At 61.6% G+C, this 26,643-nt stretch carries 24 protein-coding genes; 12 read left to right on the top strand and 12 right to left on the bottom strand.

Translation table 11 applies throughout. The annotated features are described in order from the left end of the window. Nucleotides 1-7 precede the first annotated feature (7 nt). Together AB4O23_RS15990 and AB4O23_RS15985 are read right to left on the bottom strand one after the other, a co-directional pair. Nucleotides 8-1,405, bottom strand: coding sequence for a NarK family nitrate/nitrite MFS transporter (locus AB4O23_RS15990; RefSeq protein ID WP_460059968.1), 1,398 nt, complete (start codon nucleotides 1,403-1,405; stop codon nucleotides 8-10). Between the two features lie 2 nt (nucleotides 1,406-1,407). After that, nucleotides 1,408-2,649, bottom strand: a complete 1,242-nt coding sequence (locus AB4O23_RS15985; RefSeq protein ID WP_017527363.1) for an MFS transporter — start codon at nucleotides 2,647-2,649, stop codon at nucleotides 1,408-1,410. Nucleotides 2,650-2,974: 325 nt separating this feature from the next. Here AB4O23_RS15985 and AB4O23_RS15980 point away from each other — a divergent pair, with 325 nt between their 5' ends. Together AB4O23_RS15980 and narL are read left to right on the top strand one after the other, a co-directional pair. Beyond that, nucleotides 2,975-4,777, top strand: a complete 1,803-nt coding sequence (locus tag AB4O23_RS15980; protein ID WP_460059966.1) for a HAMP domain-containing protein — start codon at nucleotides 2,975-2,977, stop codon at nucleotides 4,775-4,777. Further along, nucleotides 4,774-5,421 (top strand): two-component system response regulator NarL, encoded by a 648-nt coding sequence (gene narL / locus AB4O23_RS15975; RefSeq protein WP_017527361.1) that lies wholly within the window; start codon nucleotides 4,774-4,776, stop codon nucleotides 5,419-5,421. The genes AB4O23_RS15980 and narL overlap by 4 nt, the downstream gene beginning before the upstream one ends. 133 nt (nucleotides 5,422-5,554) lie before the next feature. Here narL and AB4O23_RS15970 read toward each other — a convergent pair whose 3' ends face one another. Further along, nucleotides 5,555-6,472 carry a LysR family transcriptional regulator gene (locus tag AB4O23_RS15970; protein WP_116077946.1) on the bottom strand — a complete coding sequence of 306 codons (918 nt, stop codon included), beginning with the start codon at nucleotides 6,470-6,472 and terminating at the stop codon, nucleotides 5,555-5,557. 204 nt (nucleotides 6,473-6,676) lie between these two features. Between AB4O23_RS15970 and AB4O23_RS15965 the strand changes: the two genes are divergently transcribed. After that, the gene (locus tag AB4O23_RS15965) at nucleotides 6,677-7,075 is read left to right on the top strand and encodes a helix-turn-helix domain-containing protein (RefSeq protein WP_065878795.1); all 399 of its coding nucleotides are present in this window, start codon (nucleotides 6,677-6,679) and stop codon (nucleotides 7,073-7,075) included. A 58-nt stretch (nucleotides 7,076-7,133) separates the two neighbouring features. Next, the gene (locus AB4O23_RS15960) at nucleotides 7,134-9,902 is read left to right on the top strand and encodes an ATP-binding protein (RefSeq protein WP_460059964.1); all 2,769 of its coding nucleotides are present in this window, start codon (nucleotides 7,134-7,136) and stop codon (nucleotides 9,900-9,902) included. Here AB4O23_RS15960 and AB4O23_RS15955 read toward each other — a convergent pair. Together AB4O23_RS15955 and AB4O23_RS15950 are read right to left on the bottom strand one after the other, a co-directional pair. Then, a complete protein-coding gene (locus AB4O23_RS15955; RefSeq protein ID WP_017527357.1) occupies nucleotides 9,849-11,318 on the bottom strand; it encodes a winged helix-turn-helix domain-containing protein in 1,470 nt (489 codons plus the stop codon). The genes AB4O23_RS15960 and AB4O23_RS15955 overlap by 54 nt on opposite strands. A gap of 149 nt (nucleotides 11,319-11,467) precedes the next feature. After that, nucleotides 11,468-12,418, bottom strand: coding sequence for a GlxA family transcriptional regulator (locus AB4O23_RS15950; RefSeq protein WP_460089183.1), 951 nt, complete (start codon nucleotides 12,416-12,418; stop codon nucleotides 11,468-11,470). A 180-nt stretch (nucleotides 12,419-12,598) separates the two neighbouring features. Here AB4O23_RS15950 and AB4O23_RS15945 point away from each other — a divergent pair, with 180 nt between their 5' ends. Both AB4O23_RS15945 and AB4O23_RS15940 read left to right on the top strand, forming a co-directional pair. Further along, a complete protein-coding gene (locus AB4O23_RS15945) occupies nucleotides 12,599-13,321 on the top strand; it encodes a pirin family protein (protein WP_017527355.1) in 723 nt (240 codons plus the stop codon). 145 nt (nucleotides 13,322-13,466) lie between these two features. Beyond that, a complete protein-coding gene (locus tag AB4O23_RS15940; RefSeq protein ID WP_017527354.1) occupies nucleotides 13,467-13,853 on the top strand; it encodes a hypothetical protein in 387 nt (128 codons plus the stop codon). 62 nt (nucleotides 13,854-13,915) lie between these two features. Here the strand turns inward: AB4O23_RS15940 and AB4O23_RS15935 are convergent, their stop codons facing one another. Then, nucleotides 13,916-14,920 (bottom strand): quinone oxidoreductase family protein, encoded by a 1,005-nt coding sequence (locus AB4O23_RS15935; protein ID WP_135196920.1) that lies wholly within the window; start codon nucleotides 14,918-14,920, stop codon nucleotides 13,916-13,918. Between the two features lie 103 nt (nucleotides 14,921-15,023). Here AB4O23_RS15935 and AB4O23_RS15930 point away from each other — a divergent pair, with 103 nt between their 5' ends. Continuing rightward, the gene (locus AB4O23_RS15930; RefSeq protein ID WP_460116767.1) at nucleotides 15,024-15,887 is read left to right on the top strand and encodes a LysR family transcriptional regulator; all 864 of its coding nucleotides are present in this window, start codon (nucleotides 15,024-15,026) and stop codon (nucleotides 15,885-15,887) included. 1 nt (nucleotide 15,888) lies between these two features. Here the strand turns inward: AB4O23_RS15930 and AB4O23_RS15925 are convergent, their stop codons facing one another. Beyond that, a complete protein-coding gene (locus tag AB4O23_RS15925) occupies nucleotides 15,889-16,848 on the bottom strand; it encodes a GlxA family transcriptional regulator (RefSeq protein WP_017527351.1) in 960 nt (319 codons plus the stop codon). A 111-nt stretch (nucleotides 16,849-16,959) separates the two neighbouring features. Between AB4O23_RS15925 and AB4O23_RS15920 the strand changes: the two genes are divergently transcribed. From AB4O23_RS15920 to AB4O23_RS15900, 5 genes are all read left to right on the top strand, one after another. Next, nucleotides 16,960-17,502 (top strand): thioesterase family protein, encoded by a 543-nt coding sequence (locus AB4O23_RS15920; RefSeq protein WP_017527350.1) that lies wholly within the window; start codon nucleotides 16,960-16,962, stop codon nucleotides 17,500-17,502. A gap of 317 nt (nucleotides 17,503-17,819) precedes the next feature. Next, the gene (locus AB4O23_RS15915; RefSeq protein WP_026067229.1) at nucleotides 17,820-18,548 is read left to right on the top strand and encodes a winged helix-turn-helix domain-containing protein; all 729 of its coding nucleotides are present in this window, start codon (nucleotides 17,820-17,822) and stop codon (nucleotides 18,546-18,548) included. After that, nucleotides 18,541-19,233 carry a YuxH family protein gene (locus AB4O23_RS15910; protein WP_223271476.1) on the top strand — a complete coding sequence of 231 codons (693 nt, stop codon included), beginning with the start codon at nucleotides 18,541-18,543 and terminating at the stop codon, nucleotides 19,231-19,233. The genes AB4O23_RS15915 and AB4O23_RS15910 overlap by 8 nt, the downstream gene beginning before the upstream one ends. Nucleotides 19,234-19,266: 33 nt before the next feature. Then, on the top strand, nucleotides 19,267-19,836 hold the full coding sequence (locus tag AB4O23_RS15905) for a winged helix-turn-helix domain-containing protein (RefSeq protein WP_065878786.1): 570 nt from the start codon (nucleotides 19,267-19,269) through the stop codon (nucleotides 19,834-19,836). A gap of 244 nt (nucleotides 19,837-20,080) precedes the next feature. Continuing rightward, nucleotides 20,081-21,472 (top strand): undecaprenyl-phosphate glucose phosphotransferase, encoded by a 1,392-nt coding sequence (locus AB4O23_RS15900; protein WP_065878784.1) that lies wholly within the window; start codon nucleotides 20,081-20,083, stop codon nucleotides 21,470-21,472. A gap of 88 nt (nucleotides 21,473-21,560) precedes the next feature. Here the strand turns inward: AB4O23_RS15900 and AB4O23_RS15895 are convergent, their stop codons facing one another. The 5 genes from AB4O23_RS15895 to AB4O23_RS15875 all read right to left on the bottom strand — a co-directional run bounded on the left by AB4O23_RS15895 (nucleotide 21,561) and on the right by AB4O23_RS15875 (nucleotide 26,519). Beyond that, nucleotides 21,561-23,651 carry a YjbH domain-containing protein gene (locus AB4O23_RS15895; protein WP_135196922.1) on the bottom strand — a complete coding sequence of 697 codons (2,091 nt, stop codon included), beginning with the start codon at nucleotides 23,649-23,651 and terminating at the stop codon, nucleotides 21,561-21,563. Next, nucleotides 23,648-24,379, bottom strand: coding sequence for a capsule biosynthesis GfcC family protein (locus tag AB4O23_RS15890; RefSeq protein ID WP_263290948.1), 732 nt, complete (start codon nucleotides 24,377-24,379; stop codon nucleotides 23,648-23,650). The genes AB4O23_RS15895 and AB4O23_RS15890 overlap by 4 nt, the downstream gene beginning before the upstream one ends. Before the next feature lie 32 nt (nucleotides 24,380-24,411). Continuing rightward, nucleotides 24,412-25,071 (bottom strand): YjbF family lipoprotein, encoded by a 660-nt coding sequence (locus AB4O23_RS15885; protein ID WP_017527343.1) that lies wholly within the window; start codon nucleotides 25,069-25,071, stop codon nucleotides 24,412-24,414. Between the two features lie 14 nt (nucleotides 25,072-25,085). Beyond that, nucleotides 25,086-26,198 (bottom strand): polysaccharide biosynthesis/export family protein, encoded by a 1,113-nt coding sequence (locus AB4O23_RS15880; RefSeq protein WP_017527342.1) that lies wholly within the window; start codon nucleotides 26,196-26,198, stop codon nucleotides 25,086-25,088. Nucleotides 26,199-26,285: 87 nt separating this feature from the next. After that, nucleotides 26,286-26,519 carry a hypothetical protein gene (locus AB4O23_RS15875; RefSeq protein WP_042944548.1) on the bottom strand — a complete coding sequence of 78 codons (234 nt, stop codon included), beginning with the start codon at nucleotides 26,517-26,519 and terminating at the stop codon, nucleotides 26,286-26,288. Between the last annotated feature and the right edge of the window lie 124 nt (nucleotides 26,520-26,643).

The following is a 26,643-nucleotide window of genomic DNA, read 5'->3' as shown; positions in this document are numbered from 1 at the left end:
TGGTCGATCAGCAGGGTGTGGCGCAGCCTTTGCGGGCGTACCACCACCAGGTCACGACAATGCAGCTCAGGTAGAAACCGACAAACATGTAGAACGCCATGGCCGGGCTGCCGGTGGCGGCCATGGACGTGCCGAAGGACTTGGGAATGAAGAACGCGCCGAACGCGCCCATGGCCGAGCTGAAACCCAGCACGGCGGCCGATTCCTTGCCGGCGTCTTTCAGGGCTTGCTCGCGCACCGCCGCAGGTTTGCCGGCGCTGGCTTGTTCATGCAGGGTACGGAAGATCACCGGGATCATGCGAAAGGTCGAACCGTTGCCCACCCCGGTGGTGATGAACAGCAGCATGAACATGCCGAGAAAGCCGTAGAAGCTGCCGCCCTGCCCGTTCTGCGGCAGAAAGTGCAGCACGCCGAACACCATCACGATCATCAGCACGAAGTTCCACAAGGTCACCCGCGCACCGCCCAGTTTGTCTGCCAGCCAGCCGCCCAGCGGGCGTACCAGCGCACCGACCAGCGGGCCGAGGAAGGCGAACTTGAGTGCTACCACATCCGGGAACGAGGTTTTGATCAGCAGCGGAAACGCCGCCGAGAAGCCGATGAACGAACCGAAGGTCGCCAGGTATAGCCAGCACATCAGCCAGTTGTGTTTGCGCTTGAAGATCACCGCCTGTTCGCTGAACGAGGCACGCGCACTGGACAGGTCGTTCATGCCGAACCAGGCCGCCACGGTAACGGCGAGAATGAACGGCACCCAGATAAACCCGGCGTTCTGCAACCACAACTGGCTGCCATCGGCCAGCGTCTGCGGTTGCCCGCCCATCAAGCCGAACACGCCGAACGTGATCACCAGCGGCACGCAGAACTGCATCACGGACACGCCCAGGTTACCCAGGCCGGCATTCAGGCCCAGCGCGGTGCCCTGTTGGGCCTTGGGGTAAAAAAAGCTGATGTTGGACATGCTCGAAGCGAAGTTGCCGCCACCGAAACCGCACAACAAGGCGATGAGCACGAACACGCTGTACGGGGTGTTGGGGTCTTGCACCGCGAAGCCCATCCACAGCGACGGCAGCAGCAAGGAGGCGGTGCTCAGCGCGGTCCAGCGACGCCCGCCGAAGATCGGCACCATGAACGAGTAGAACACTCGCAAGGTCGCGCCGGACAAACCCGGCAGCGCGGCCAGCCAGAACAGTTGGTCGGTGGTGAAGCTGAAGCCGATGGCGTTGAGACGCACGATCACCGTGCTCCAGACCATCCACACGGAGAAGGCCAGCAGCAGCGCGGGAATCGAAATCCACAGGTTGCGGGTCGCGGTCTTTTTACCGCTGGCACCCCAGAACGCCGGGTCTTCAGGGCGCCAGTCGTGGATCACCGGGCCCGAGTCGGGCTTTTGCGCGATGGACATGTTCATTCTCCTTGGAGAGGTTGGGCGGTCTTGCCCATAAGCGGTTGCTTGCGAACTTCGCTGAAGTACATCCAGGCCAGGGACACCCAGACCACGCCGTACATCAACATGAAGCAGGAAGAGCGCACGCCGGTGAGGTCCACCAGGGCGCCGAACAGGATCGGCAGCACAAAGCCGCCCAGGCCACCGGCCAGGCCGACGATGCCGGACACCGCGCCCATGTTTTGCGGGTAGTCATTGGCGATGTACTTGAACACCGAGGCCTTGCCGAACGCGAAGGCGATGCCCATCACAAACAGCAGCACGGTGAACAGCGTGGCGTTGAGGCCGATATGAAAATCGAGGGGGCCGTTGACCGTCATGACCTGCAGTTGGGTCTGCGGGTAGCTGAGCAGGAACAGGCAGATCCAGCTCACCCACAGCACCCACCAGGTCACGCTCTGGGCGCCCCAACGGTCGGACATCCAGCCGCCTACCGCGCGCAATACGCCGCCGGGCAGGGAGAAACAGGCGGCCAGCAGCGCGGCGCTTTGCAGGCTGAAGCCGTATTCCTGCACGTAGTACTTGGTCATCCACAGCGCCAGGGCCACATAGCCGCCGAACACAATCGAGTAGTACTGGCAGTAGCGCCACACCGCCGGGTCCTTGAGGCACAGCAACTGCTGGCGCAGGGTGGCCCCGCCGGCGCTGCGGTGGGTTTTGTCTTCGCTGGTGAGGAACCAGAACAGCAGCGCGGTGATAAACAGGATGGCGCCGAACACCTTGGGCACCAGATGCCAGGTGCCCAGGGCGATCAGCGCCGGGGCCAGAAACTTGGTCACTGCCGCCCCGGCATTGCCGGCGCCGAACACGCCCATGGCAAAGCCCTGGTTGCCCTTGTCGAACCACTTGGCAACATAGGCGATGCCCACCGAGAACGAGCCGCCGGCCAGGCCGACAAACAACCCCAGCACCAGGAACTGCCAATAAGCGGTGGCGTAGGTGATCAGGTACAGCGGCAGCACGCAGGCGAGCATCAGCAAAAAGAACACGATGCGCCCGCCGAAGCGGTCGGTGAGCAGGCCCAGGGGCAGGCGCACCAGTGAGCCGGTCAGCACCGGCGTGGCGGCCAGCAGGCCGAACTGGGTTTCGTTCAGTTGCAAGAGTTCTTTGATCGGCACGCCCAGCACGGCGAACATCATCCACACCATAAAGCAGACGGTGAACGCCAGGGTGCTCATGCCCAGCACCAGGCCCTGTCTCATACGGGGTTGAGTCACGGTATGCGCTCCAGAAAGTGATTCCATGAGCGCAGGTTAGGGGCGACACCCCCGTGGAACTTGACCCAGATCAACGTCGACCCTGGGGGTATGGGGCTATGCTGGCCCCGTCTACCTCCAAGGAGGTAGCCGCAACAACAAGAGAAAGCCTTTATTTATCAATGGATTGGTCTCTTGTGCCGGCTTTTATCCGTGGGAGGGTGCGCCGGCAACTCTTTAGAGGTAGGACGCCAGGGAAGGCCGTGTTCAGCCCTTTTTCCCATGCCCGGTACAACCATGCTGCTCGCCTGCCCCCTTCGATTACGCCGCCATGCTTGACTGGCTGCGCAGCTCCCTGCCGGCCCGCGCCGGCCTGGCCGTTATTCTGATCGCCGTCCTCGCCCTGGCCAGTTCCCTGAGCGCCGGCCTGATCGCGTGGTTCAGCCAGGGCGACGCGGCCGCGATCAACACCGCAGGTTCGGTGCGCATGGAAACCTACCACCTCAGTTGGAAACTCGCCGCCGGCGCACCGCCCGGAGAAATCGAGACCATCACCCAGAGCCTGCAAGGGCGCCTGGACAGCCAGTCCCTCAAGGCGGTGCTTGAAGACGGCCCGCGCAATGCCCTGTTGCAGAGCTACCAGCAGATCCAGCAACGCTGGCACGACGATCTGCGCCCTGCCTTGGCAAGCGGTAACCGTGAGCTGTTCCAGGCCAATGCACCGGCCTTCGTCGAACAGCTCAACCGGTTCGTCAGCCTGTTGCAGCAACACAGCGAACAAAAGCAAAGCTGGCAGCAAGGCATCCAGGGCCTGGCGCTGTTCAGCACCTTGATCATCCTGCTGCTGGGCCTGTACGAATTGCAGTACGGCGTAGTCAACCCCCTGGAAGAACTGGTGCACGCCACCCGGCGCTTCCGTGACGGCGACCTCAAGACCCGGGTCAACCACCGCTCCGAAGATGAGCTGGGGCAGTTGGCACTGAGCTTCAATGCCATGGCCGAGACCATCGAGGCGTCCCACCGCACCCTGGAAAGCCAGGTGCAACTCAAGACCCTCAACCTGCAACAAGCCAACGCCGCCCTCGAATTGCTCTACCAGAGCAGCAGCAGCCTGGCCACGCGCCTGGCCAACGCCGAAGGCCTGGATGAACTGATCCGGCGCTTCCAGACACGCCTGCCGGGCCTGCGCCTGTCGCTGTGCCTGCAAGGCCACTTCCTGGCACCGGCGCAGCAGATGCTCGCCCTGCACGGCGAGCACAGCCGCAATATCTGCGCGATTGGCGATTGCGCGACGTGCGAGCGTCACCACGTTGCGCCGCCGCAGGTGTTCAGCATCAGCAACCAGGGCGCCGAACTGGGCGAGCTCAAGGCGCACTTCCTCGACGGCCACGCGCCCCAGGATTGGGAACAACAGTTGATCCAGGCCCTGGCCAACCTGATCGGCACCTCGCTGTCGCTCAAGCGCCAACGCGAGCAGGATCACCGCCTGCTGCTGCTCGACGAACGCACCATCATTGCTCGCGAGCTGCATGACTCCCTGGCCCAGGCGCTGTCGTACATGAAGCTGCAAGTGAGCCGCATGCAAACCCTGATCCGCCGTGGCGAACCGGTGGAGACCCTGGCCACCGTCACCGGCGAACTGCGCGATGGCCTGAACAATGCCTATCGCCAACTGCGCGAATTGCTCACCACGTTCCGTCTGCAGATTCACGACGCCGGGCTGGTACACGAGCTGTCGGACACCGCCGAAGAGTTCTCCCGACGCGGCGAATTCCAGGTGCACTTGCACGTGGAGGCGCTGGCCTTCCAGCTGTCGGCCAGCGAACAGATCCATGTGTTGCAGATCACCCGCGAGGCCTTGTCCAACTGCCTGCGCCATGCCCATGCGCAGAACGCCTGGCTGCAACTGCGCCAGGTCGGCGAAACCGTGAGCCTTTGCATCGAAGACGATGGTCGCGGCTTCTGCGGCGACGTCGACCGCCGCGAACACCACGGCTTGACCATCATGGACGAACGCGCGCGCAGCCTGCACGGCGACCTCGAGATCAACCCACGAGCGCCCCAGGGCACTCGCGTGCAATTGCGTTTCCAGCCGGAATTTCTCGGCCACTCCTTACAAGGCACCGCCCCATGAACACCGCCCCGCGCCACCGTATCCTGCTGGTCGATGATCACCCGATGATGCGCCACGGCATGCGCCAGATCCTCGAACTGGAAGACGACCTTCAGGTCGTCGGCGAAGCCGGCAACGGCCAGGAAGCCCTGGACCGGATCGACGCCCTGCAACCGGACCTGGTACTGCTGGACAACAACATGCCGCACATGAACGGCCTGGAAACCCTGCGCCGCCTGCGCGCCATGCACTATGGCGGCAAGGTGCTGCTCTTTACCGTCTCCGATGCCGAGGACGACATCCGTGATGCGCTGCGCCTGGATGCCAACGGTTACCTGCTCAAGGACATGGAGCCCGAGTTGGTGGTGGAGTTCATCCGTGATGCGCTGCACGGCGCCCTGGTGATCAGCCCAGGGCTGACCCGCGTACTGGCGCAGGCCCTGCGTTCGCCGCAACCCCATGCGGCGGTGGAATTGACGGAGCGCGAGCGCCAGGTGTTACGCACGATCGCCAGTGGGTACAGCAATAAGGTGATCGGGCATAAGCTGGGCATTACCGAGGGCACCGTGAAGGTGCATGTGAAGAACCTGCTGCACAAGCTGGGGTTGCGCTCGCGGGTGGAAGCGGCGGTTTGGGCGATGGAGCATTTGCGGCAGGTGGGGTGAGGCTTTTTGCAAATTTCACTGGGGTTATGCGGTGTTTGAACTGGCCCTATCGGGAGCAAGCCCCCTCCCACATTTGCCTGTATTCACACATCAAAGTGTGGGAGGGGGCTTGCTCCCGATAAGGCCCTTGCGGTCACAGACGACTGACTGCGCCGGCCATATGCTCGGAAATCCGCGCCCGTAACCAGCGCTCCGCCGGGTCGTTGTCATGCACCCCGCTCCACACCATCGACAACTCTGCCGCATCAATTGCAAACGGCGGGTCCTCGGCACGCAACGCCGTGCCCTCGGTCAAGGCACACGCCGCGTAATCCGGCACCGTCGCGATGATCTGCGTGCCGGCCAGCAGCGCCCGCAACCCGCTGAACTGCGGCACGGCCAGCACCACGCGCCGCGCACGGCCGATGCGCGCCAGGTCGAGGTCGATATTGCCGCTCAAATCGCCCGAGAACGACACCATCGCGTGGGGCCTCGCGCAGTAATCGTCCAGGCTCAGCGGTTCGACGCCGTCATCGCCACGCAGGACCTTGCACGGGATGTCCCGCAGCTTCTTGCGCTTGGCATTCGCCGGCAGCTCAGTGGTGTAGCTCACCCCCACCGAGATCTCGCCGCTGGCCAGCAACGCCGACATCAGCAGGTAGTTGGCGCGGCGCACCACCACGACGATCCCCGGTGCTTCTTCGCGCAGTTGGCTGAGCAACGGCGGGAACAGACCGAATTCGGCGTCATCGGACAGGCCGATGCGAAATACCGCACAGCTGGTAGAAGGGTCGAAATCCTTGGCGCGGCTGACCGCGCCTGAAATGGTGTCCATCGCCGGCTGCAACTCCTTGAGTATCGCCACGGCACGCGGCGTGGGCTCCATGCCCCGCCCGTTGCGCAACAGCAACGGGTCGTCGAACAGATCGCGCAGGCGCCCCAGCGCCGCACTCACCGCCGGTTGGCCCATGAACAGCTTTTCGGCGACCCGGGTCAGGTTCTTCTCGAACATCAAGGCTTCGAAAATCACCAACAGGTTCATGTCGACGCGGCGCAGGTCGTTGCGGTTCATGGCGGTATCCAAACGGTTATCAAGCCGCCAGATAAGCACGCATGACGCGGCGGCGATTGCACGCCTGTGCTGTCTTTTCCTGCACCGCACCTGGCGAAATTAACAACGATTAACTCGTCAGCCGGACGGTCGGGCAACAAGATAAGCACGCTCTACACTGGATCCATTCACCGGGAACGCTCCCATCGACTGCGGATATCTGTCATGGCCCGACTTGAGTACTGTGCCCCCCGTTTGCCCACCACCGGCGGGCTGTGCCCCCGACGCGAACGCATTGCCAAGCAATTGATCCTGGCCAACCTCGGCGAAAGCCTGGCCATTGCCGACTTGGCCCAAGCCTGCGCGCTGTCGCGCAGCCATTTTTCCCGCGCGTTCAAGTGCACCACCGGGCTGTCGCCCCAAGAGTGGATTCGCCAGCAGCGTATCCAGCGGGCCAAGGAGCTGATTACCGGTTCCGAACTGAGCCTGACGCAAATCAGCCTGGAGTGCGGATTCTGCGACCAGGCGCACTTTTGCCACATGTTCACCCGCAGCGAAGGCGTCAACCCGATGACCTGGCGAAATCACCAATTACGCAACAAGCCCCAAGTGATCGCCGCCTAGTGGTCTGCATGCGCCTGGCATATGCTGGCCGCCTACTGTCCCCGGAGCATGGCCACCCATGAGTGACCTCAGCGACCAAGCCGTGCATTTCGGCCCCTACCGCGTGCATCCGCGCCAGCGCCTGGTGCTGGAGGCCGGGCGCCCGTTGCGCCTGGGGCGGCGGGCGGTGGATATTCTGCTGGTCCTGCTGGAACAGGCCGGCAATGTGGTGAGCAAGCAGGACCTGATCGCCCGAGTCTGGCCCAGAAGCGTGGTGGAAGACGGCAACCTGCGCGTGCACATGGCGGCGCTGCGCAAGGCATTGGGCGATGGCCAGGCCGGGCAGCGCTATATCGTCACGGTGGCCCAGCGCGGCTACAGTTTTGTTGCACCACTGAGCATCGAACCGATGACGCTACCCACCGAAGGTGTGCCGCAACGCCCGAGCCATAACTTGCCGTTGCGGCGCACCCGCATGATCGGCCGCCAGGCCCTGATCGACAGCCTGGTGCAGCAGTTGCCCGCGCAACGCTTCATTACCCTGACCGGCGCCGGCGGCATCGGCAAGACCACCGTCGCATTGCGCGTGGCGGAATTGCTGATCGGCAATTACCGCGATGGTATTCGCCTGTTGGACCTGGCGCCGCTGAGCACGCCGTCGATGATCCTGCCCAACCTCGCCAGCCTGCTCGACCTGACCCACACCGAACACGCACCGCTGGTGACCTTTGCCCGCAGCCTGCACGAGCGCCAGTTGCTGCTGGTGATCGACAACTGCGAGCACCTGCTGGACGACATTGCGCTGATCTGCGAAACCCTGCTGCGGCATGCGCCCAGCGTGCATATCCTGACCACCAGCCGCGAAGCATTGCGGGCCGAAGGCGAATACGTGCAGCGCCTGGAACCGCTGGCCTGCCCGCCCACCACCGGCAACCGCGCCCAGGCCCTGGGTTACCCGGCCCTGCAATTGCTGATCGAACGGGCGATGTCCCATCAGGACAGTTTCGCCCTCGGCGAAGCCGAACTGCCCCTGGCGATTGACATCTGCCAGCGCCTGGACGGCATACCCCTGGCGATCGAACTGGTGGCGGCGCAGATCGAACGTTTCGGCCTGCCCGGGCTGCTGGTGCAGATGGAAGACAATTTCCGCCTGCTGACGCGGGGCCGACGCAGCGCCCTGCCCCGCCACCAGACCTTGCGCGCCACGCTGGATTGGAGCTTCGACCTGCTCACCGGCTGCGAGCAGGTCTGCCTGCGCCGCCTGGCGGTGTTTCGCGGCGGGTTCAGCCTGGCCAGCGCCGCGGCGGTGATCGCCGGCGAGCAGATCGCGCCCGCCGAGGTACTCGGCTCGATCACCCAACTGGTGGCCAAGTCCTTGCTTAATGTGGAGGCCGCCGATGACGACATGGTGTACCGCCTGCTGGACATCACCCGCACCTACGCCCTGGAAAAACTCAGCGTTGCCGATGAGCTGGACGCCACCCGCGAGCGCCACGCGGCGCGCTGCCTGGCGTTGATGGAGCAAGCCCAGGAGGATTGGCACCAGACCGCCACCCAAGCCTGGATCGACCGCTATGCCCCGTTACGCGAAGACGTGCGCGCCGCGCTCGACTGGGGCCTCGCCGAAGGTGGCGAGCACCTGTTGGCGATCCGCCTGACCGTCAGCGCAATGCCTTTGTGGCAAGAACTGTCATTGCTCAGGGAGCACGGGTTGTATGTGGGCAAGGCGCTGGCACTGCTAGGCACGGTGATCGCGCCGTGCCCGCGCTTGAACATGCAACTGCAGTTGGCGCTGGGCAGCCTGTCTTATCACGCCGTGGGTGGCGCGGCGCAGACCATCGCGGCGTTTGTCGACGCCCGGCGCCTGGCCGATGAGCGCCAGGATCTTTCCGGACAATTGCGCGCAGTCTCCGGGCACATGGCGGTGAACCTGTGTGCCGGCCTCTATCGCCAGGCGCTGGAACAGAGCCTGCAATTCGATCACCTCGACCCGCGCACCGATCCGCTGCTGGACCTGAGCGCCCAGCGCCTGCGCGTACTGGCCCAGCACTTCACCGGCAATCAGACGCTGGCCCGGCAGAACGCCGAGCAGGTGATCCAGCGCATGGCCCAGAGCGGCCACCTCAACCGGTTTGGCCACAGCATCGGCGTGCAATACGACCAGAGCGTGGCTTCGCTGACAGTGCTGGCGCGGATCCTGTGGCTGCAAGGCTTTCCCGAACAGGCTTCGCGCACCGCCAACCAGGCGCTGGAACTGGCGCTGCAAATCAATCACGGCACGTCCATCTGCTACACCCTGGCCCTGGCCGGCGTGGTGATCGCGCGCTACAACGACGACGCCAACACTGCCCACACCTTGCAAGCGCTGCTGCTCGAACATGCCCACAAACATTCGGTGCAGTTGTTCCAGACGTGGGCGGGGCATTACGCAGGCATCCTCGGCCACCGCGATTTGCAGGGCATGGGGATTGTCCAGGACATCCTGATCACGTTGGGCGTGCATGAAGTTGACATGGCCGGGGTCGAACGCGCTCGCCAGGGTGACGCCGGCTGGTGCGCCCCGGAAGTCCTGCGGGTGTATGCCGAACACGCTCTGGCGGACGACCCCAGCGGCGCGCAGGCACTGCTGCTCGAAGCGCTGGACCTGGCACGCCAGCAAGGTGCGCTGGCCTGGGAGCTGCGCTGCGCGGACTCATTGGCAAGGCTATGGCAAACCCAGGGTCGCGTGCAGGCGGCGCGCGATCTGCTGAGTGCGGTGTATGCGCGATACACCGAGGGTTTTGCCACGCGCGATCTAGTCCGCGTACGCGGCCTGCTCGATGAGCTGCAGGACAAACGGCCGGCCTGAAAACGGCCCCAGGTAATGCCCGTCGCCCTGCTGCAGCCGCGCCACTTGCCGGGGGTCACGCAGTTGCGCCAGGGCGTAGCTGCGCATGCAATGCAGCAAGCGATAACGTTCGGGGCCAAGGCCAGGCTCCACCGCCAGCAACGACATGTCGACCAGCCGCCCGAGCACATGCGCCAAGTCGGCATGCTCAAGCTCGGTGCCCGCCACCAGTTGGCTCAAGGTGGGCAACGTCACCGCCATCTTGAACAAGCCCAGTTGCAGGAACAGCCAGCGCTGCGGCAGGCTCAGGCGCTCGTAGCTCCAATCCAGCGCCGCCGTGAACGATTGATGACGCTCCACCGCCGTGCGCCGCCCCCGCGTCAACACTTGCAGGCCTCGGCGCAGTTGTGCCTGCAAACCATGCACGCCCAAGGCGTGAACTTGGGCGGCCGCCAGCTCAAGGGCCAAGGGGATGCCATCCAGCCGTCGACAGATATCGCGCAACGGCGCCAGCTCCTGGGGCCGCAACACAAAGCCCTGCTGCCCGGCACGCGCCCGCGCCACGAAAAGTTGCACGGACGGGCACGCCAGCGCGTGCTCGACGCTGCCCAACGCCGACGGTGCCGGTACTGCCAAACGCGGTACGCGTTGCACCCATTCGCCAGGCGCATGCAAGATTTCGCGGCTACTGATCAACACCGTGACCTGGGGGGCGTTTTCGCGCAGCACGCGCAGCAGATGCCGGCAGGCCGCGAGCAGCAGGTCGGCACCGTCGAGTATCAACAACAGTTGGCGCGGGGCCAATTGGCGGCACAGTTCGGTGGCGTCGGTGCATGGCGCCAACTGCAGCGCGCTTGCAACGTGCCGCAACATCGCAATCGGCGCATGTACGGTGGCCAGATCGACCCACCACACACCGTCGCGATAACGCGGCAATACGCGCTCGGCCAGCGCCTGGGCCAGGCTGCTCTTGCCCACGCCGGCGCAACCGGTAAGCGTCATCAGCCGTTGCCCGGACAGACGCCGTACCAGCACGCCCAGCAGCTCGTCGCGGCCGAGCACCGGGCTGAGGCGCGCGGTCAGATTGTGTGGCGGTATCACGACCGGCACCTGCCCGTGTACGGATGCGGCGAAGCAATACCCTCGCTGGGGGTCGTTGATGATGAAGCGTTGCCCGCCAAGGGCACGGCGCAAGGCGGCAATGTGCACGCGCAGATTGCCTTCCTCCACCACGCTGCACGGCCAAACCCGTTCGATCAGGGTGGCCTTGCCGACAAATTGTCCCGGTGCTTCGAGCAGCACCGCCAGGATATCCAACGCCCGTCCCCCCAAGGGCACCGGCCAGCCCGCCTTGCTGACCAGCCGTTGTTGGCGGTGAAAGGCATACGCCCCGAAACGCAGCGTGCCTTCAGCGTCAGTTGCCTGGGGGTTGTTCATGGCTGCAATCGCGCTGAAACACCCGGTCTTGGGCGTCCGCGCATCCTTTTCCGTGGGCTCGCCGTTATCTTGCCAGTTACCAAAGACAGGGCAATGCTGGCACGGGGAGCGACACGGACAATCGAGTGCGCGAGACGGACATCCTGTCGCTAACTGAACTGTTGTCGGTATTGAGTGGGGTTCAGGCCGAGCTTTTCACTGAACAGGGCACGCATATACCGCACGCTGCCGAAGCCGGCATGGAAGGCCACTGTCTTGAGCGGCAGGTCGGTGCTTTCCAGCAATTGCCGCGCGCGGTCGATACGCGCGCCTTGCAAAAAGGCCATGGGCGTCATCCGCACCTCGCGGGCGAACAACCGGGCGAAATGGCGTGCGCTCATGCCGGCAAGTTCAGCCATGGACTCGATGGTGAACGACTGTTCCAGATGGGCCAGCACATGGGTCTGTACGCGGGTGATCGGGGTTTCCTGGGGCGCCACCGCCGCAGTCATCGGGCTGAACTGGGCCTGGCCGCCCTGGCGCTTCATCACCACCAGCAGCACCTTGGCCACGTCCACCGCGACTTGCTTGCCGTGGTCCTGGGCCACGACGGACAACGCCAGATCGATACCGGCAGTGACCCCGCCCGAGGTGATCAAGCGCCCGTCCTGCAAGTAGATGCGATCGGTCTCGACGTTGGCCTTGGGGAACGCCTTGATCAGCCGCTCGGTGTAGTGCCAATGGGTGGTGACGCGGTGATCGTCAAGCAACCCGGCATGCCCCAGCACAAACGCCCCGGTACAGATCGAACCGAAGCGCCGCGCGCGCGGGGCGGCCGCTTTGAGCCAGGGCAGCAGATCGGGGTGGCACTCGTTATAGGCCCCCGGGCCGCCAGGCACCAGCAGCAGGTCATAGGCGCCGTCGGCCTGTTCCAGCAGCAGGTCGGCCTGCACCAGTACGCCATTGGATGCGCGCAGTGGGTCGGGCTCGGTGCCGATGATGAGGATCTGGTAATGCGCCGCAGCCGGCAGGTAGCGGTTGGCAATGGAAAACACTTCGAGCGGCCCGGCCATGTCGAGCAGCAGGAAGTCCGGAAACAGCGCCATGGCCACGGTTTTCATAGCGGGAAGTCCATCGGAAGGAAGAAGGCGGCGGGCAGTATGACACGTCCAGCACTGTCAACTTCAAGGAGACAGTTATTCAAATTCCAACTTCTTAATGAATACCCCGATAACCAGTAACCTTCTTCTCAACGCAAGCGCCCTGCATTTCGCAGCCCACGCTCACTTGAGGACACCACCATGCTGACCCTTCGCAAAGCTTCCGAACGCGGCGCCGCCAATCACGGTTGGTTGAAGTCGTTCCACACCTTCTCGTTCGCCAACTACTGGAACCCTGCCGAACAGGGCTTTTCCGACCTGCTGGTGATCAACGATGACCGCGTCGCCGCCGGCAAAGGCTTCGGCCAGCACCCGCACCGCGACATGGAGATTTTCTCCTACGTGCTGGAAGGCGCGCTGGAACACAAGGACACCCTGGGCACCGGCTCGGTGATCCGCCCAGGTGACGTGCAACTGATGAGTGCCGGCAGCGGCGTGGCCCACAGCGAGTTCAACCACAGCCAAAGCCGTGGCGTGCACTTCCTGCAAATCTGGATCGTGCCCGCCGTGGCCGGCGCCGAGCCGCGCTATCAACAGGAGCACTTCAGCGAGGCGCAAAAACGCGGGCGCCTGCAATTGATCATCTCGCCGGACGGTGCCGACGGTTCCTTGAGCGTGCGCCAGGACGCTCGGGTGTATGCCGGGCTGTTCAACGGTGACGAGGCCGCCACGCTCGACCTGCCGCCCAATCGCCATGTGTACCTGCATGTGGCCCGGGGCAGCGTGGAAGTCAACGGCCAACGCTTGCAGGAAGGCGACGGTGCGCGCATTCGCGATGAACAACAGGTCCGCCTCAGCCACGGCGACGATGCCGAGGTGCTGGTGTTCGACCTGCGCCCTCAAGAACTGCCGCAGATGCCATGAAGTGCGCCGCGATGGCCCCGCGAAATGGGCCATCGCTGACGTCGATAGTCACCATCAGCGCAATGAAGTTCTCTTAAAAAATGCAACGCGTAACATCAAACCCGTACCCGGCAACACCTACTTAAAACACTTGGAGCACACCCTCATGAAACGCCAAATCTTGCTTAGCCTTGCTTTCTCGGTACTCGCTGCCAACGCATTTGCCCACCCTGTCGTTGCAGAAGGTGGCGCGGATCGCCTGATCGAAAGTCGTGTTGCCGAAGGCGGGGCTGATCGCCTGCAAGGCAACCGTATAGCTGAAGGCGGTGCGGATCGTCTGCAGGAACGTGGCCTGGCTGAAGGCGGCGCGGATCGCTTGCAGGAACGTGGTCTGGCTGAAGGTGGCGCGGATCGCTTGCAGGAACGTGGTCTGGCTGAAGGTGGCGCGGATCGCCTGCAGGAACGTGGCCTGGCTGAAGGCGGCGCGGATCGCTTGCAGGAACGTGGCCTGGCTGAAGGCGGTGCGGATCGTCTGTTGGACAACCACGCATAACCCGCCCTGTTCGCGGGGCACCCCAAACCGGCCTGATCAGCCGGTTTTTTTTCGTCTCGGATTTAATGCAGGTCGCGGTCCAGCCGCACCACCGCCTTGCCGATCTGTTGTCGCGCTTCGATGCGCGCATGCACCTGTTGCACGGCGTCCAGGGTGTAGTGCTCCTGCGTATCCACCACCAATGCCCCTTCCAGCATCGCGGCAAAGACTGCATTGGCACGTCGCTGCACCGTCGGGCCGTCAGCCATATGATCCGCCAGGCGCGGCCGGGTGAGGAACAATGAGCCGGCCTCCCCCAATTCAATCGGGTCAAGGTCGGTCAGCGAGCCCGAGACATTGCCATAGTTGACGATCAAGCCGCGCTGGCGACAGGCACGAAAGCTGTCACGCAAGGTGCTTTTGCCGAGCGAATCAAACACCACGTCCACCCCCTGCCCGGCGGTAGCCTCCAGCACGCGGTCGGCAAACCGGCCGTCGTCGTACACCCAGGCCTGATGAGCGCCACGCTCACGGGCAATCGCACATTTTTGCGCTGAACTGCCGGTGGCCAATACCGTGGCGCCGATGTGCCTGGCCATCTGTACCAACAGTTGGCCGATGCTGCCGGACGCAGCGTGGACCAGGCAGGTGCTACCCGCCTGCAACCGCGCCACATCTTCAATCAAGTAATGCGCGGTGCAGCCCTGGAACATCGCCGCAGCGGCTTGATCGAAGGCGATGGCATTGGGAATCTGCGCAACCTTGTCGGCGGGCACCGAGGCATATTCAGCGTAAGCGCCCCACGCGATGCACCAGGCCACGCGATCGCCGACGGCCAAATGGCTGACCCCCGCCCCCACCTCCACCACCACGCCTGCGCCTTCCATGCCCAAGGTACAGGGCAAGCGTACCGGGTAGGTGGCCGAATGGGCGTACTTGCCCTGGCGGGTATGCACATCCATGAAGTTGATGCCGGCGCAGGCGACTTTGATCAACACGTGACCCGCCGTGACCTGAGGCGTGGGAACGTCATGGCGCACGTGGACCACTTCAGGGCCGCCGTAGGTTTGCAGCGTGATGGCTTTCATCGAGGGAACAACTCCGTTTGCACTGGGAAGCGGCCATGGTAAAAGCATGGGCTCAGTAGGAAAATTCCCCAATACTTCACACCCTCCGTGCGGAAATAACCCGATGTTCGATTGGCAGGATCTGTATTACTTCACCGTACTGGCCCGTACCCAATCCCTGTCGGCCGCCGCCCGCGAGCTGCAGGTGGAACACGCCACGGTGAGCCGGCGCGTAGATGCCCTGGAAAAAGCCCTCGGCGTAAAGCTGGTGGACCGTCTGCCGCGCAGCCGCCCGCTGACCGCCCAAGGCCTGGCACTGGCCGAATTGGCGGCGGGCATGGGTGATATGGCCACGCAGGTGATGCGCCTGTCGCGCGTGGCCTGCATTGAAATGGCGGGCACGGTGCGCATCAGTTGCCCGCCGTCCATCGCCAACTATTGCGTGGCGCCCCAAGTGGCACGCCTGCGCGCCCGGTTCCCGCAGGTGAACCTGGTGCTGCTGCCCTCCACTCAACTGGCGGCGCTGGACAAAGGCGAGGCCGACATTGCCCTGCGCACCGTACGCCCCGACGATGAAGCGCTGGTGCGCCGCAAAGTCGGCGTCGTGCGCTTTGGGCTGTATGGCCCGGCAACGTTCCTGCACCTGCCCGCCGAACAGTGGGCCTTCATTGCCTACGACAGCAGCCGCGATCACTTGCCCCAGCAGGCCTGGATGCATCAGGTGCGCGGCCATCGAGAAATTGCATTCGCCGCCAGTGACTTGAGCACCCAGCAAATGGCGGCGCGGTCGGCCATGGGCGCGGTGGTGCTGCCGACCCTGGTGGGCGATCACGACCCGCTGCTGGTGCGGCTCCCCACCGCCACCGAAGGCCCTTTGCGCGATATCTGGCTGACGGTGTACCCCGACATGCGCCGCTCGCCATTGGTCAAGGTGGTGATGGAGTTTCTAGTCGACTGCCTTGAGAGCCAGGCGCAGTTACGCCGCTGACTCAACTGGACGTGGCGAGGAAGCGCTTGCGATACGCCGCCGGCAGCAGCCCCACCCGCTGCTGGAACAGGCGGCGGAACGAGTTGCTGTCTTCATAGCCCACCGCATACGTGATGCTCTCCAACGTCATGCGGGTGGACTCAAGCAGGTGTTTGGCCCGTTCCAGGCGCAGGGTTTGCAGATAACCGATTGGCGTGCAGTCGGTCGCCTCCTTGAAACGGCGCTTGAAGTTGCGCACGCCAAAACCAAAACGCCGGGCTACGTCGTCGATCACCAGTGACTGGGCAAAGTGCTGCTCCAGCCAGTACTGCACCCGCAGTATCTCGCCGTCGCCGTGATGCCTGGGCAATGACCACATGGCATACACCGACTGCTCGCTGCGCACGCCGTCGACCAACAGGTATTTGCCACAGGTATGGGCCAGTTCGGCTGAGCCAAAGCGGCGAATCAGGTGCAGCATCAAATCCATCGCCGCGCTGGCGCCCCCGCAGGTGATCACGCGGTTTTCCTCGCAGAGTATCTGCGCGTCGTCCAGGTGAACCTGCGCATAACGTCGGCGAAACAGGTCGGCAAACGCCCAGTGGGTGGTGGCGCGCAGGCCTTGCAACACCCCGGTTTCGGCCAGCAGGAAGGCGGCGGTGCACATCGACGCCAGCACCGCGCCGCGCCCATGTTGCTCGCGCAGCCAGGGGCCGTAGGCGGGAAACGCCGGCAATGCGTCTTTGAGCGTAAAAAGAAAGCCGGGGATGAGCACCAGGTCGGTCTGCGCGATCTGCGTGACTGCGCAGTCCACTTGCAGGCGCTGCCCGCCCCAGGTCACCACTGCTTGGCCGTCCAGGGAGGCGAGCACGATTTCGAACGGCGGGCGCTCGGCAAACTGGTTGGCCGCGCTGAGCATTTCCACCGCCAGGGTGGCGCTGGCGGCAGAACATTGATCAGCCAGAAGCAACGTGATGTGCATGAAAGGAACCCGATTGCGCTTTTCGCATGAAATAAGTCATTTGCGCACCTACCTTAGCGGATTCCCGGTCCTTACAGTGCTGCCATTCATCATCCATTTGGCGCTCCCCTTATGAACCTCTGGTTTCGTCTGCTTTCTATGCTGTGCCGTCGCCCATGGCGCACACCCGCCCATGGCCTGGCCACCACCGTGGTGCGCATGCGGGTCTGGCCCCTGGACCTGGACATCAACCGGCATGTCACCAATGGCCGCTATTTTTCCCTGGCCGATGTCGCACGGATGGATTTCGTCTTGCGTACCGGGGCCTTTCGCGTTGCGCTACGCCACAAGGCACTGCCCATCGTCGGCGACACCTGGGGCAAGTTCCGTCGGGAATTGAAGCTGTTCGAAGCGTTCGAAGTACACACCCGCATGCTCGGCTGGGATGCCAAGTGGAGCCTGATGGAACACCGTTTTGTCAGTCGCGGCCGCGTCGTCGGCGTCGTCGTGATGCGCGGGCTGTTCCGCTCGGCCAAGGGCACCCTGCCCCCTGCTGAGTTTGTACGGGAACTGGGCTTGGACCCGACGTCACCGCCGATGCCGCAGTGGCTCAAGGACTGGGCGCAAAGTTGCGAGGACATGAGTGCGCACTTACGCAAAGAGGAGCAGACCTGAGAGCGCCACCACCCTCGCGTCGATCATCACGCCCTTCCCATTCCTGCACCGCGATGAGGCAAGGCTTTAAACCTTGCCCCAATGCCAAAAAAATCGTTGGGGCTAAAATACTTACCGAGCCTTACGAATTTGCACTAGCCTATGTCTAAGTTCAGCTAAAGAACCTCGCAACATCCCCCAACTCCCCCGCCGCGCCCTCAAAAATAACGTGACGAATGTTAAAATTTGTCACGTTTTACCGTATTCAATTCGATTAGTATCTAAATGCTAGCAGCGATTGAACTGGTGGCCTTGCATGCCAGAAAAGGGAGTAGGTTATGCATTTTTCCAATGTGCTTGCTATTGCACGGACTCAATCGAAATCGGAGGACTTTCGGGCGCTGATAGTTCGCACTGTACCGAATGATTTAAAAGTCGATACACGTTGCTACGGGCAACTAATCGAGGCTCATGAAAATCACGCACACTACCGTGCCGTTATTATAGAAATTGATACGCCCTCTGCGATAAATCAAACGCTGGACATTATAAGAAAGACCCGGAGCGACAACCCGGCCTGCACAATATTCGTTGTTGTGACGTTTGCCTCCACCCTGAGCAAGACAAAATACTACCTGGCCGGTGCTGATTATTGCGTCAAGGTGGTAGAAACCTCCCCCGACAAAAAACTAAGCCTGTTTGATGCGTTCCTAAGCGAAAGCGCGCGCCTGAATTGCTGCGGTTTGATGCTCGACCAAGATCGTATGTGCCTGTATGGCGCCGGCAAAAAGCTGGAAATATCCTTCGTTGAAATGAAAGTACTCGAAGCGCTGATCCAGAACAGACTCCTGAGTCACAATGAAATTGCCGAAGTCATGGGCCTTAATACCAAGTATTACGACTCCCGGGCGCTGGAAAAGTCTATCAGTCGCCTGCGCAGTAAGATCAAGGCGCACTACGGCGATAACATCATTCAGAACATTCGTGGCTATGGCTACAAACTCAGCCGAGGGTTTATTCACGCCAACCATTGCCACGCCATCGAGGAGAGTTCGAACCGTGAATAGTGAACAACTATCCGCCGCCGACGTTATGGAACTCACGATGACCCGGCAGGCCATCGTCGAACGCAGTCAAGCCCTGTGGGGCAGTGAAATCAGCGTGGTGGGCAGCGGTGATCGCGAGCAACTTGACTGGGCCTACGGCGAAGCGCTGCGTCGCACTTTACCGCGCCGTAAAACACTTCAGGTGATCGCTCACAGGTTTGTCAAAGTCGATCAGGCTGCGTTAATGAACGATACCCTCATTCAAAACATCGTTCAGGTGGCGCACGCACTGGAAAAACAAGGCCACACCTTAACGCTCAGCATTGATAACCCGCTCGACGCGCTGCCAGGTCCCGTAGAGCGCAGGGCCATGGTGCGCCAGCTGTATAAACTCAAAGACCAGAGCGGTATCAAGTTGGCCTACAACCACTACACACTTGATACAAAACCCGGCGACCTGTTAATCGACCTGAAACTCTACGACTACATCAAGATGCCCTTCCCGGACTCAGCCCTGCGCCTGAGCCTGAATACGCGCTCCGGTCTGTTCGATCGGCTCTACGAGCGCATGCTGGAATTGATCAATGCCGCCCGAGTGCGCTTCATTGCCGAAAATATCGAGTTTTCCGATAGCGCAATGTTGGCTAAAAACTTGCCATTCGAATACTTTCAGGGCGGCTATTACTCACCTGCCGACCGTTTATAAAACCCTGCCTCTTCCCTGATATCGGTGGACACTATGAGCTCCCTTAAAAAACACGCCTTCACCCCGGCGCCTCCCGCTATTGCCCTGCATGACTTCACGCCCAATGCAGAGCTGTTCCACTACGACTTGAACGCACTGGCCACTCACGTGCTCACCTTTTCGCAGCCGTTTAACAGTGCGCGCCAGGAATCAAGAATGCCTTCGCCCAAGATCGCTGATAGCCCGCCGCATAACCACACTCGCCCTACGGATAACCAACTCGAAACACCCCACCCGTCTGCCCAGGACGTCTGGCTGCTGACCCAACATGATCGAATACTGGTCAAAGGTGATCTGCGTATTTCACTGACCAGTATTGAGTCGGCGTTAATACAAAAAATGCTGCACCACGAAGAACGCGTGGTCAGTAAGGAAGAGTTGATCCGTAATATAGGCCGCGAGCCTGACCACTACCGTGGCCTGGAAATGTGCCTCAGTCGTTTGCAGGAAAAGTTCAAGCGCGCCAATGAGGGCGAACGCTTGTTCCGTGCCGTCAGAAACCGTGGTTATTGCCTCACGCAGAAAATCAAGAAGCCGTTAGAGCTGACCCCCGCGCGTCGTTAATATAATAATAAGCTCCAGGCCTTATCACACACCCTGCCTATTACCAGCCTTTTATACCTGCCCTTTTATAACATCACCCTAACAACATCGCCGACACCTTGTTATAAGTCGTCAGCCAATGCCCCCGGCCGTTCATTACTATCCATGGGTACGCGCTTGCGCGTGCCTGTCGTTTAGTGCGGCTTATACCGCGACTTGATTAAAGCCTGCCACTACGTGCGTGGTCGCCACCGGGAGCAGAACTATGCTGAACAATACTAGAATGCATCGCAACCTGACCCCCAAGGGTCTAACGTTCTGGGGCCAATGGACGCTGGCGTCAAGTTTGGTCGTTGCCGTGTTGTTTATGTTGGTATTTTTAAAAACGGGCCAACTTGAGCATACCTATCGAGTGCTCGCCGCTTTTACCATACTGGCCTCTCTTCCGGCGTATAGCCTGTGCGATGTCTACAGTAAGAAAGATGATTATGCCGTGGGCTTGGGACGGCTGTTCATGGGCTGGCTGTTAACGGTGGGCATATTGTTTGCCGTGGGGGTGGTGTGTGACGCCGGCGCACTGTTCCCGTTGGAAACGTTATTACTATGGGCAGCGTTGAGTTATCCATTATTGGCACTGTGTTATATCCCCCTGCACAGCCTGTCCCGCTATTACCATCGCCAACTCCATGAACGGCAAAGGTCATTAATCGTGGGTACCGGCAAACTCGCCGTGGACTTGGCCCGAACACTCTCGCGCCAGAAACGCTCGCCATTGGTGGGGTTGGTCGGCAGCCGCGCCGAAGCGGTCGAAGGCGCGCAACCGCAGATACTCGGCGAGCTGCCGCACTTGCCGCAATTGATCCGGCAACACGGCATTCGTCGGCTCTATATCACCCACTCGCTGCAGGAAGCCACGCACATCGAAGCGTTGTACCTCAACCTGCTCGACATCAGCGTGGATGTGATCTGGGTACCCGACCTCAATAACATGCTGCTACTCAACCATTGCGTGGCCGAAGTGGATGGGCTGCCGGCGATTTTCCTCAATGAAAGCCCGTTGACCAGCCGCCCCACCGCCGCCCTGAGCAAGTCGCTGCTGGACAAGAGCATCGCCTTGCTGGCGATCATCGTGCTGAGCCCGGTGCTGTTGCTGTTCGCCCTGCTGATCAAGCTCACCTCGCCAGGCCCTGTGATTTTCAAGCAGGAACGTCATGGCTGGAATGGGGAGGTGATCAAGGTGTGGAAGTTTCGCTCGATGCGCGTGCATGACGACCATGAAGTGCGCCAGGCCAGCCGCAATGACTCGCGGATCACCCCGGTAGGCCGGTTTATCCGCCGCACCTCCATTGATGAGCTGCCGCAGTTGTTCAACGTGCTGCAGGGGCATATGGCGCTGGTCGGCCCACGGCCCCACGCTATTGCGCACAACGACTACTACTCGGGGAAAATTCTTGCCTACATGGCCCGCCATCGGATCAAGCCCGGCATCACCGGCCTGGCCCAGGTCAATGGCTGCCGGGGCGAAACCGAGACCCTGGAGAAGATGCAGCGGCGCGTCGACATCGACCTGCACTACATCAACAACTGGTCGCTATGGCTGGATATCAAGATCCTGGTGAAGACGCCGTTTACGCTGCTTTCAAAAGACATCTACTGATAACGGCCAAAGGTGGGAGGGAGCGTGCTCCCTCCCACCTTTTTTTATCCGCGTTATCCGCGCGGCAGGCTTGCTCGCTTCAGCCTGTCTACTCGGTGATCTTCTCGAAGTTGTTGTAGAACCGCCCGCTGTCACGCCCCTCTGTCATCGTGTGCAATGAGTAGGCACGGTTGAGGCGTGCCCCGCCATCGCGGGTCAGCGGTGACCAGACTATATTGGCGCGACGCATCGTCGAGGTACTCATGAATTCGTCGAACGGGATGGAAATATAGATCCCTTTGTCGAAACTGCCCTCGCCGTAGTCCGCCTTCGAGGCGGTCGTGAGTGTGACCCATGCGCCAAACCTCACGCCGTTCTTGAACTCGCGCGACAGATCCACGGTGGAGCCCCAATCACGCGCCAGATAACGCCCGACACTGACTGCCGCCTGCACATCACCCGGCAGCTCGGTGTAGCTGGTGACATGGCCGGTCAGCGTTTGATAGTCACGCAGCCCGAACCCCTGGTTGAAATCACGCTGGCGCACCACGTTCACGTCGGCGCCCACTGACCAGCCTTGCCCCACGGGCCGATAAAGCACTTCGCCGCCGACCCCGGCGAACATGGATTCCAGGTAACCGCCGTAGACCATGCCATACAGGTTCTGATCCAACTGCACGGCATGGTTGAGCTGGAACGTCGGCATCGTTACGTCGGAGGTGGTCAGGTACTTACGCAGGTCGGTGCGCACGCGCGGCAGCCCGCTCGGCGCATCGTAGGTGAACTTGTCATAGTTGTTGTACAGGTTCGCGCTGAGCATGCCGCTCCACCAGATATCGCGGGTAAAACGGTACTGCGCGTCGGCATCGGCGGTGAACTGATAGAGCAGCCCGTCAGGGCCGCCGATGTTCTGTTTGTAGCCCAGGCCAACGCCATAAGTGAACGGGTCCAGGGCCTGGGTATAGAGGGTGGTCTCCCGATGGGCGAGCGCCGGATTGACTTCAGTTGCGCGGTGCAGATCCTGCAGCGGCCGATCATTCTTGAGCACCGCGCGGAAGGTGCCACGCGGCACACTGGTCTCTTCTATCGACATGTCGTAACGCTGATCGACCAGGGTGAACCATTCGACGTCCTGGTTAACGCTGTTGTCGAGAATTCGGCTAGCCCGCCCTACCGCCTTGGCCGGGTTGAAGTAACGGGACTGTTCGCCATACACCAACAACTCCGGACCACGCTGGGCAATGCGCTTGACCTGGTAGCCGGCGTTTTGCTGCAACCGGCTGGACACATTCGCCCAGTTCACCTGGTCCAACGGGGTCGACGGCACCTGCGGCGGCAGCGGTTCGGCAGGAGGGTCATAAGTTTTGACGGGGGCCTTGCGGCTGACAAAGTTGGTGTGCAACGTAATGCCGAACATCGCAGTATTGCCGCGTTCCCAAGCAGCGCTCAGGTCGACGCTGTCGGCCAACTTGTAGACGACGCCGACGTTGATCGGCAGGTCTTGCTTGATCGGGTTATCCAGCGGCTCATTCTTGTAATCATTGCCTTCGTATTCGAGCTTCAGGCTCAGCGGCTCCCAGGGGGTCTGATAGGCAATCCCGCCAAACAACGAGGGGTGGCCCCTGAAGTAAGCGTTGGTGTTCACTTCGCCCGCCCTGGCCACATCCGCATCGCTTTGCGGCCGGTCGTTGAATTGGCTGCCCACTATCGCCAGCGGGTTGCTCAAATCGCCCCGGTTGCCCAAGTAACCCCAGGCAAGACCCAGGCTGAAATCAAGGTCGCCGTAACGCTTGTTGGCGACGAAATATTCGCTGGAGAACAAGCCTGTCCCGCCGATGTCACGGGCGCCGATTGCGACTTGCGGAGCCCAGTGGCTCTCATCCCAAAGCCGCGCTTTCACATCGATGGCCTTGTCCTTGAAGCTTTGATTGCCGCTCAACGCCTCCGGGCCGTACTGCCGGTTAGTGATCGCGGTATAGCGGAACGAACCCTCCAGCCAATCAAAGGGCTGGAAGGAAAAACTGTAGCGCGAATAGGGGTCTGTACGACTGGCGGTAGCGCTTAATTCCCCGACAGGCGCCATGCGCGCGGTGGGTGTCTGCAACAGACCGACACCGCCAAAGTCATTTTGGGTGTAGCGCGGTTCGCCATGAACCAGCCCACACGGCAAGAGCAATGCAGCAGCAAAACGTAGCTTCAAGGGGCCACCTCAGCCAAGGGTTGAGTGGCGAGAAACTCGGCCAACTGTTCATTGAGTTCAGGTGTCGGCGATTGCAGATCATCACTTCGGATGGGCACCAGGATCCGGCTGCCGGGGGCAGGCATAACACCTTGCTCATGGTTCCATGGCGCCACGCCCAGGCGCCTCACGTGGCCATCGGGCTGAATCAACCACACATAATCGCTTTGGGCGTCGCTGAGAATCGCGCAGCGCCGGGCGTACACCCAGGCTTCTTGCGCTGCGGCATAGGGCACCTGACAGGTCTGCTCCACCGCTCCCAACACTTCGACGGTGGACGGCCGGGCCGGATAGATCAGGCGGTCGCCCTCATCGAGCGGGCTATCAAGCGCAAACCCTACCTCCAGGGCGATCGGATCAAGCACCGCAACCTGGCGCCCGGTAACCGGCAACCGCTCCACTTGCTTATACAAACGCGCGCTCAATGCAGCGCGAGTGTCACGCCCCTCCAGCAAGGCGACTTGCTGCAGCAATTTCAGATCGAACAACACCCCGGCCTTCAAGCGGGCCTGCGGGCCTTCCAGGGAACGGTGCAGCCACGCGGCGCCCAACCAGTAACTTTCGGCGTTGGGCTGGGTTGCAAGGATCACGTCCCGCAGACGTGTGCCGGGTTGGATGGCGAGGTTGCCGGGGCTTCGGACATCGCCGCTGACGGTGATGTCGGCCTGGCTTAGCCCCGTGGCGAACATGCACGCGCCGAGCAATAAAAGGCTTGGATACTTCACCGGACAGCCTCCCGATCAGGGCGCAATTGCACTATTTTCAGAAAAATCTGCGGCGTCAGGTGCTGCTCGCTTTGCATGATGAAACCGTCCTGGGGGTCCACCCAGTAACGATTGGTCGCGCGAAAATCCAGATCGGGTATCGCCACCTGCTCGTCGATTCGCAGCAAGGCGTAGTCCCTGTTCAGAATCCGGATAGGTTCGATGTCGTGCCTGCTGAAACGGCTATTGACGCTAAGGCCGACGCGGTAGCCTTGGTAGATATCGATCCAGCGCGTGCTGGTATGCCCGTCGTGCAGATGCTGCAGACCGCGCTTGAACGGCGACTCTCCATCAAAGCGCGTGCCATCGAGCGACACCCCCAGCCCGACCGTGCGCACCACCAGGCCGTCGCGCATCAGCAACACCTGGTTGCCGGATGCGAGCCAGAACTGCAGGTCGCCACGTCGACGCGCCATGGCCATCACGCCCTCGCTGGTAACGGTCGTCACCAGAATTTGCGGATACGGCACGGCCGCTACCTGGGCCGGAGTCAACTCCAGCGAGGCAGGCCCCTGGGCGGACGCTTTGAACGTGTCCCATGAAGCCTTCATCAAGGGGTTGCACCCACACAGCAGTAGCGCCGTCGTCAGAACGGCACCGGTATGCAAAGTTTTCACGGATTGACTAAGCCTTATCTGCTGTTGGCTTCACTGAGATTGTTGACCGAGCTGGCCCCGGTCCCGAGGACACTGGCCGTAGGCAGAAGCTGGCTGATCAGGCGGTTCCAGCGGGTCACGCCGGCCGGGCCGACATACACGATATCTTGCGGTTGCAGGTCGAAACGAGTGGCCAATACCAGGGCGGACGGCGACTCGGCATTCAGTTGGAACACCTGGGCCGGCTCGGTTTCCAGATTGCCCGCGCCTCGGATCACGTACACCGCGTTGCCATTGGAGGTGGTCTGGTTCAAACCGCCCACGGTGCCCAACGCATCAGACAAGTTCATCGACTTGCTCTTGAAGCTCAACGCCCGGGGTTGGTTGACCTCCCCCATCACGTAGATCCGTTTGAGGTCGTTGTAAGGCAAGTACAACTGGTCACCGCCTTTGAGGTAGACCTTATGCAGTGGCGAGTCCCGGCGGTTGAGGGTGTCCAGGTCCAGCGTGTACTCGCGACCATCGCGCGTCAGCGTCAGCCCCGAAAGGTCAGCATTCATCGGGTCTACCCCAGCGGCGCCGATAGCTTCCACCACGCTCAGCGCATTGGTAGTGATCGACTGTTGACCCGCTTTTGCCACGGCACCGGAAACCACCACTACCTGGCTGGCAAAGCGCAAGACACTGACATCCACCTGAGGGCTTTCTACAAACTGTGACAGTCGCTCGGCGATATACGCCCGTAGTTCTTCGATGGTTTTACCGGCGGCCGGGACATTGCCGATATAGGGGTAAAACAGCGTGCCATCCGGCCGCACCAGACGGCCGTTGGCATCCAGTTGTTGTTGCGGGCCGGAAGGCGCCGTCAACTCGGGGTGATCCCACACCGTAATAAACAACAAGTCATTGGCGCCGACGCGATAACCGCCCGGAATATACGACAGCAGTTCGGGGGCAACCGTCTCGCGAACATGCAGGGCGGCATCCATGGCAATCAGCTTCGGCGTGATGGGTATAAGCTCCACCCGGCTACTCTCGGGAGAGCCGTCACGTGTCAATTGACTGGTGTCCATATGTTGGCCAGGGGAAAACATACAGCCGTGCAAGGTAATACTTGCCAGCGTCACAGCAAAAAGCCTTCGGGTCATAATGGCACTACACTAGTCGGGGACAAGTCCAAACAAGATCACCCAGAAGGTTCTGAGTGATCTTGAACAACACACTTCGCAGGGGGTTCAACGGGTACCCGTAGTTCCGGTGGTGCCCGAGGTCCCTGTGGTTCCGCCATTGGAGCTTCCTCCGGAGCTTGATGCCGCCGCCACGGCGCCGGCGACCACCACCGCCGCCACCACGGTCTCACCGACCGTGACAGCGCCTACCACCGGGGTGCTCAAGCTTAGGGGCTCTTCAGCCGCCCATACGGTGGTGCTCATTAAAACCAGCAAGCTGGCGGTAAACAGTTTCTTCATAGCAGACTCCTCCTCAACATCAACAAGTTGATATTAAGAGACGGTGATGGAACAGCAGGTATATAGACTTAGGCGTATCAGCCGAACACACTCGGCTAAGCGCCAGTCTCGTTTGGAGCATGTC

It is taken from the genome of Pseudomonas sp. H2_A10, assembly GCF_054680085.1.
The sequence above is the reverse complement of the archived record's forward strand: the minus strand, read 5'-3'. Positions and strand labels throughout refer to the sequence as shown.

Coding starts and splice junctions, on each gene's coding strand:
- narL (WP_017527361.1), top strand. CDS start 4,774: ATGAACACCGCCCCGCGCCACCGTATCCTGCTGGTCGATGATCACCCG.
- AB4O23_RS15890 (WP_263290948.1), bottom strand. CDS start 24,379: ATGTTCGCCACGGGGCTAAGCCAGGCCGACATCACCGTCAGCGGCGAT.
- AB4O23_RS15965 (WP_065878795.1), top strand. CDS start 6,677: ATGGCCCGACTTGAGTACTGTGCCCCCCGTTTGCCCACCACCGGCGGG.
- AB4O23_RS15900 (WP_065878784.1), top strand. CDS start 20,081: ATGCTGAACAATACTAGAATGCATCGCAACCTGACCCCCAAGGGTCTA.
- AB4O23_RS15925 (WP_017527351.1), bottom strand. CDS start 16,848: ATGCACATCACGTTGCTTCTGGCTGATCAATGTTCTGCCGCCAGCGCC.
- AB4O23_RS15905 (WP_065878786.1), top strand. CDS start 19,267: ATGAGCTCCCTTAAAAAACACGCCTTCACCCCGGCGCCTCCCGCTATT.
- AB4O23_RS15930 (WP_460116767.1), top strand. CDS start 15,024: ATGTTCGATTGGCAGGATCTGTATTACTTCACCGTACTGGCCCGTACC.
- AB4O23_RS15980 (WP_460059966.1), top strand. CDS start 2,975: ATGCTTGACTGGCTGCGCAGCTCCCTGCCGGCCCGCGCCGGCCTGGCC.
- AB4O23_RS15920 (WP_017527350.1), top strand. CDS start 16,960: ATGAACCTCTGGTTTCGTCTGCTTTCTATGCTGTGCCGTCGCCCATGG.
- AB4O23_RS15875 (WP_042944548.1), bottom strand. CDS start 26,519: ATGAAGAAACTGTTTACCGCCAGCTTGCTGGTTTTAATGAGCACCACC.
- AB4O23_RS15990 (WP_460059968.1), bottom strand. CDS start 1,405: ATGTCCATCGCGCAAAAGCCCGACTCGGGCCCGGTGATCCACGACTGG.
- AB4O23_RS15915 (WP_026067229.1), top strand. CDS start 17,820: ATGCATTTTTCCAATGTGCTTGCTATTGCACGGACTCAATCGAAATCG.
- AB4O23_RS15945 (WP_017527355.1), top strand. CDS start 12,599: ATGCTGACCCTTCGCAAAGCTTCCGAACGCGGCGCCGCCAATCACGGT.
- AB4O23_RS15955 (WP_017527357.1), bottom strand. CDS start 11,318: ATGAACAACCCCCAGGCAACTGACGCTGAAGGCACGCTGCGTTTCGGG.
- AB4O23_RS15935 (WP_135196920.1), bottom strand. CDS start 14,920: ATGAAAGCCATCACGCTGCAAACCTACGGCGGCCCTGAAGTGGTCCAC.
- AB4O23_RS15940 (WP_017527354.1), top strand. CDS start 13,467: ATGAAACGCCAAATCTTGCTTAGCCTTGCTTTCTCGGTACTCGCTGCC.
- AB4O23_RS15970 (WP_116077946.1), bottom strand. CDS start 6,472: ATGAACCGCAACGACCTGCGCCGCGTCGACATGAACCTGTTGGTGATT.
- AB4O23_RS15880 (WP_017527342.1), bottom strand. CDS start 26,198: ATGACCCGAAGGCTTTTTGCTGTGACGCTGGCAAGTATTACCTTGCAC.
- AB4O23_RS15950 (WP_460089183.1), bottom strand. CDS start 12,418: ATGAAAACCGTGGCCATGGCGCTGTTTCCGGACTTCCTGCTGCTCGAC.
- AB4O23_RS15960 (WP_460059964.1), top strand. CDS start 7,134: ATGAGTGACCTCAGCGACCAAGCCGTGCATTTCGGCCCCTACCGCGTG.
- AB4O23_RS15985 (WP_017527363.1), bottom strand. CDS start 2,649: ATGAGACAGGGCCTGGTGCTGGGCATGAGCACCCTGGCGTTCACCGTC.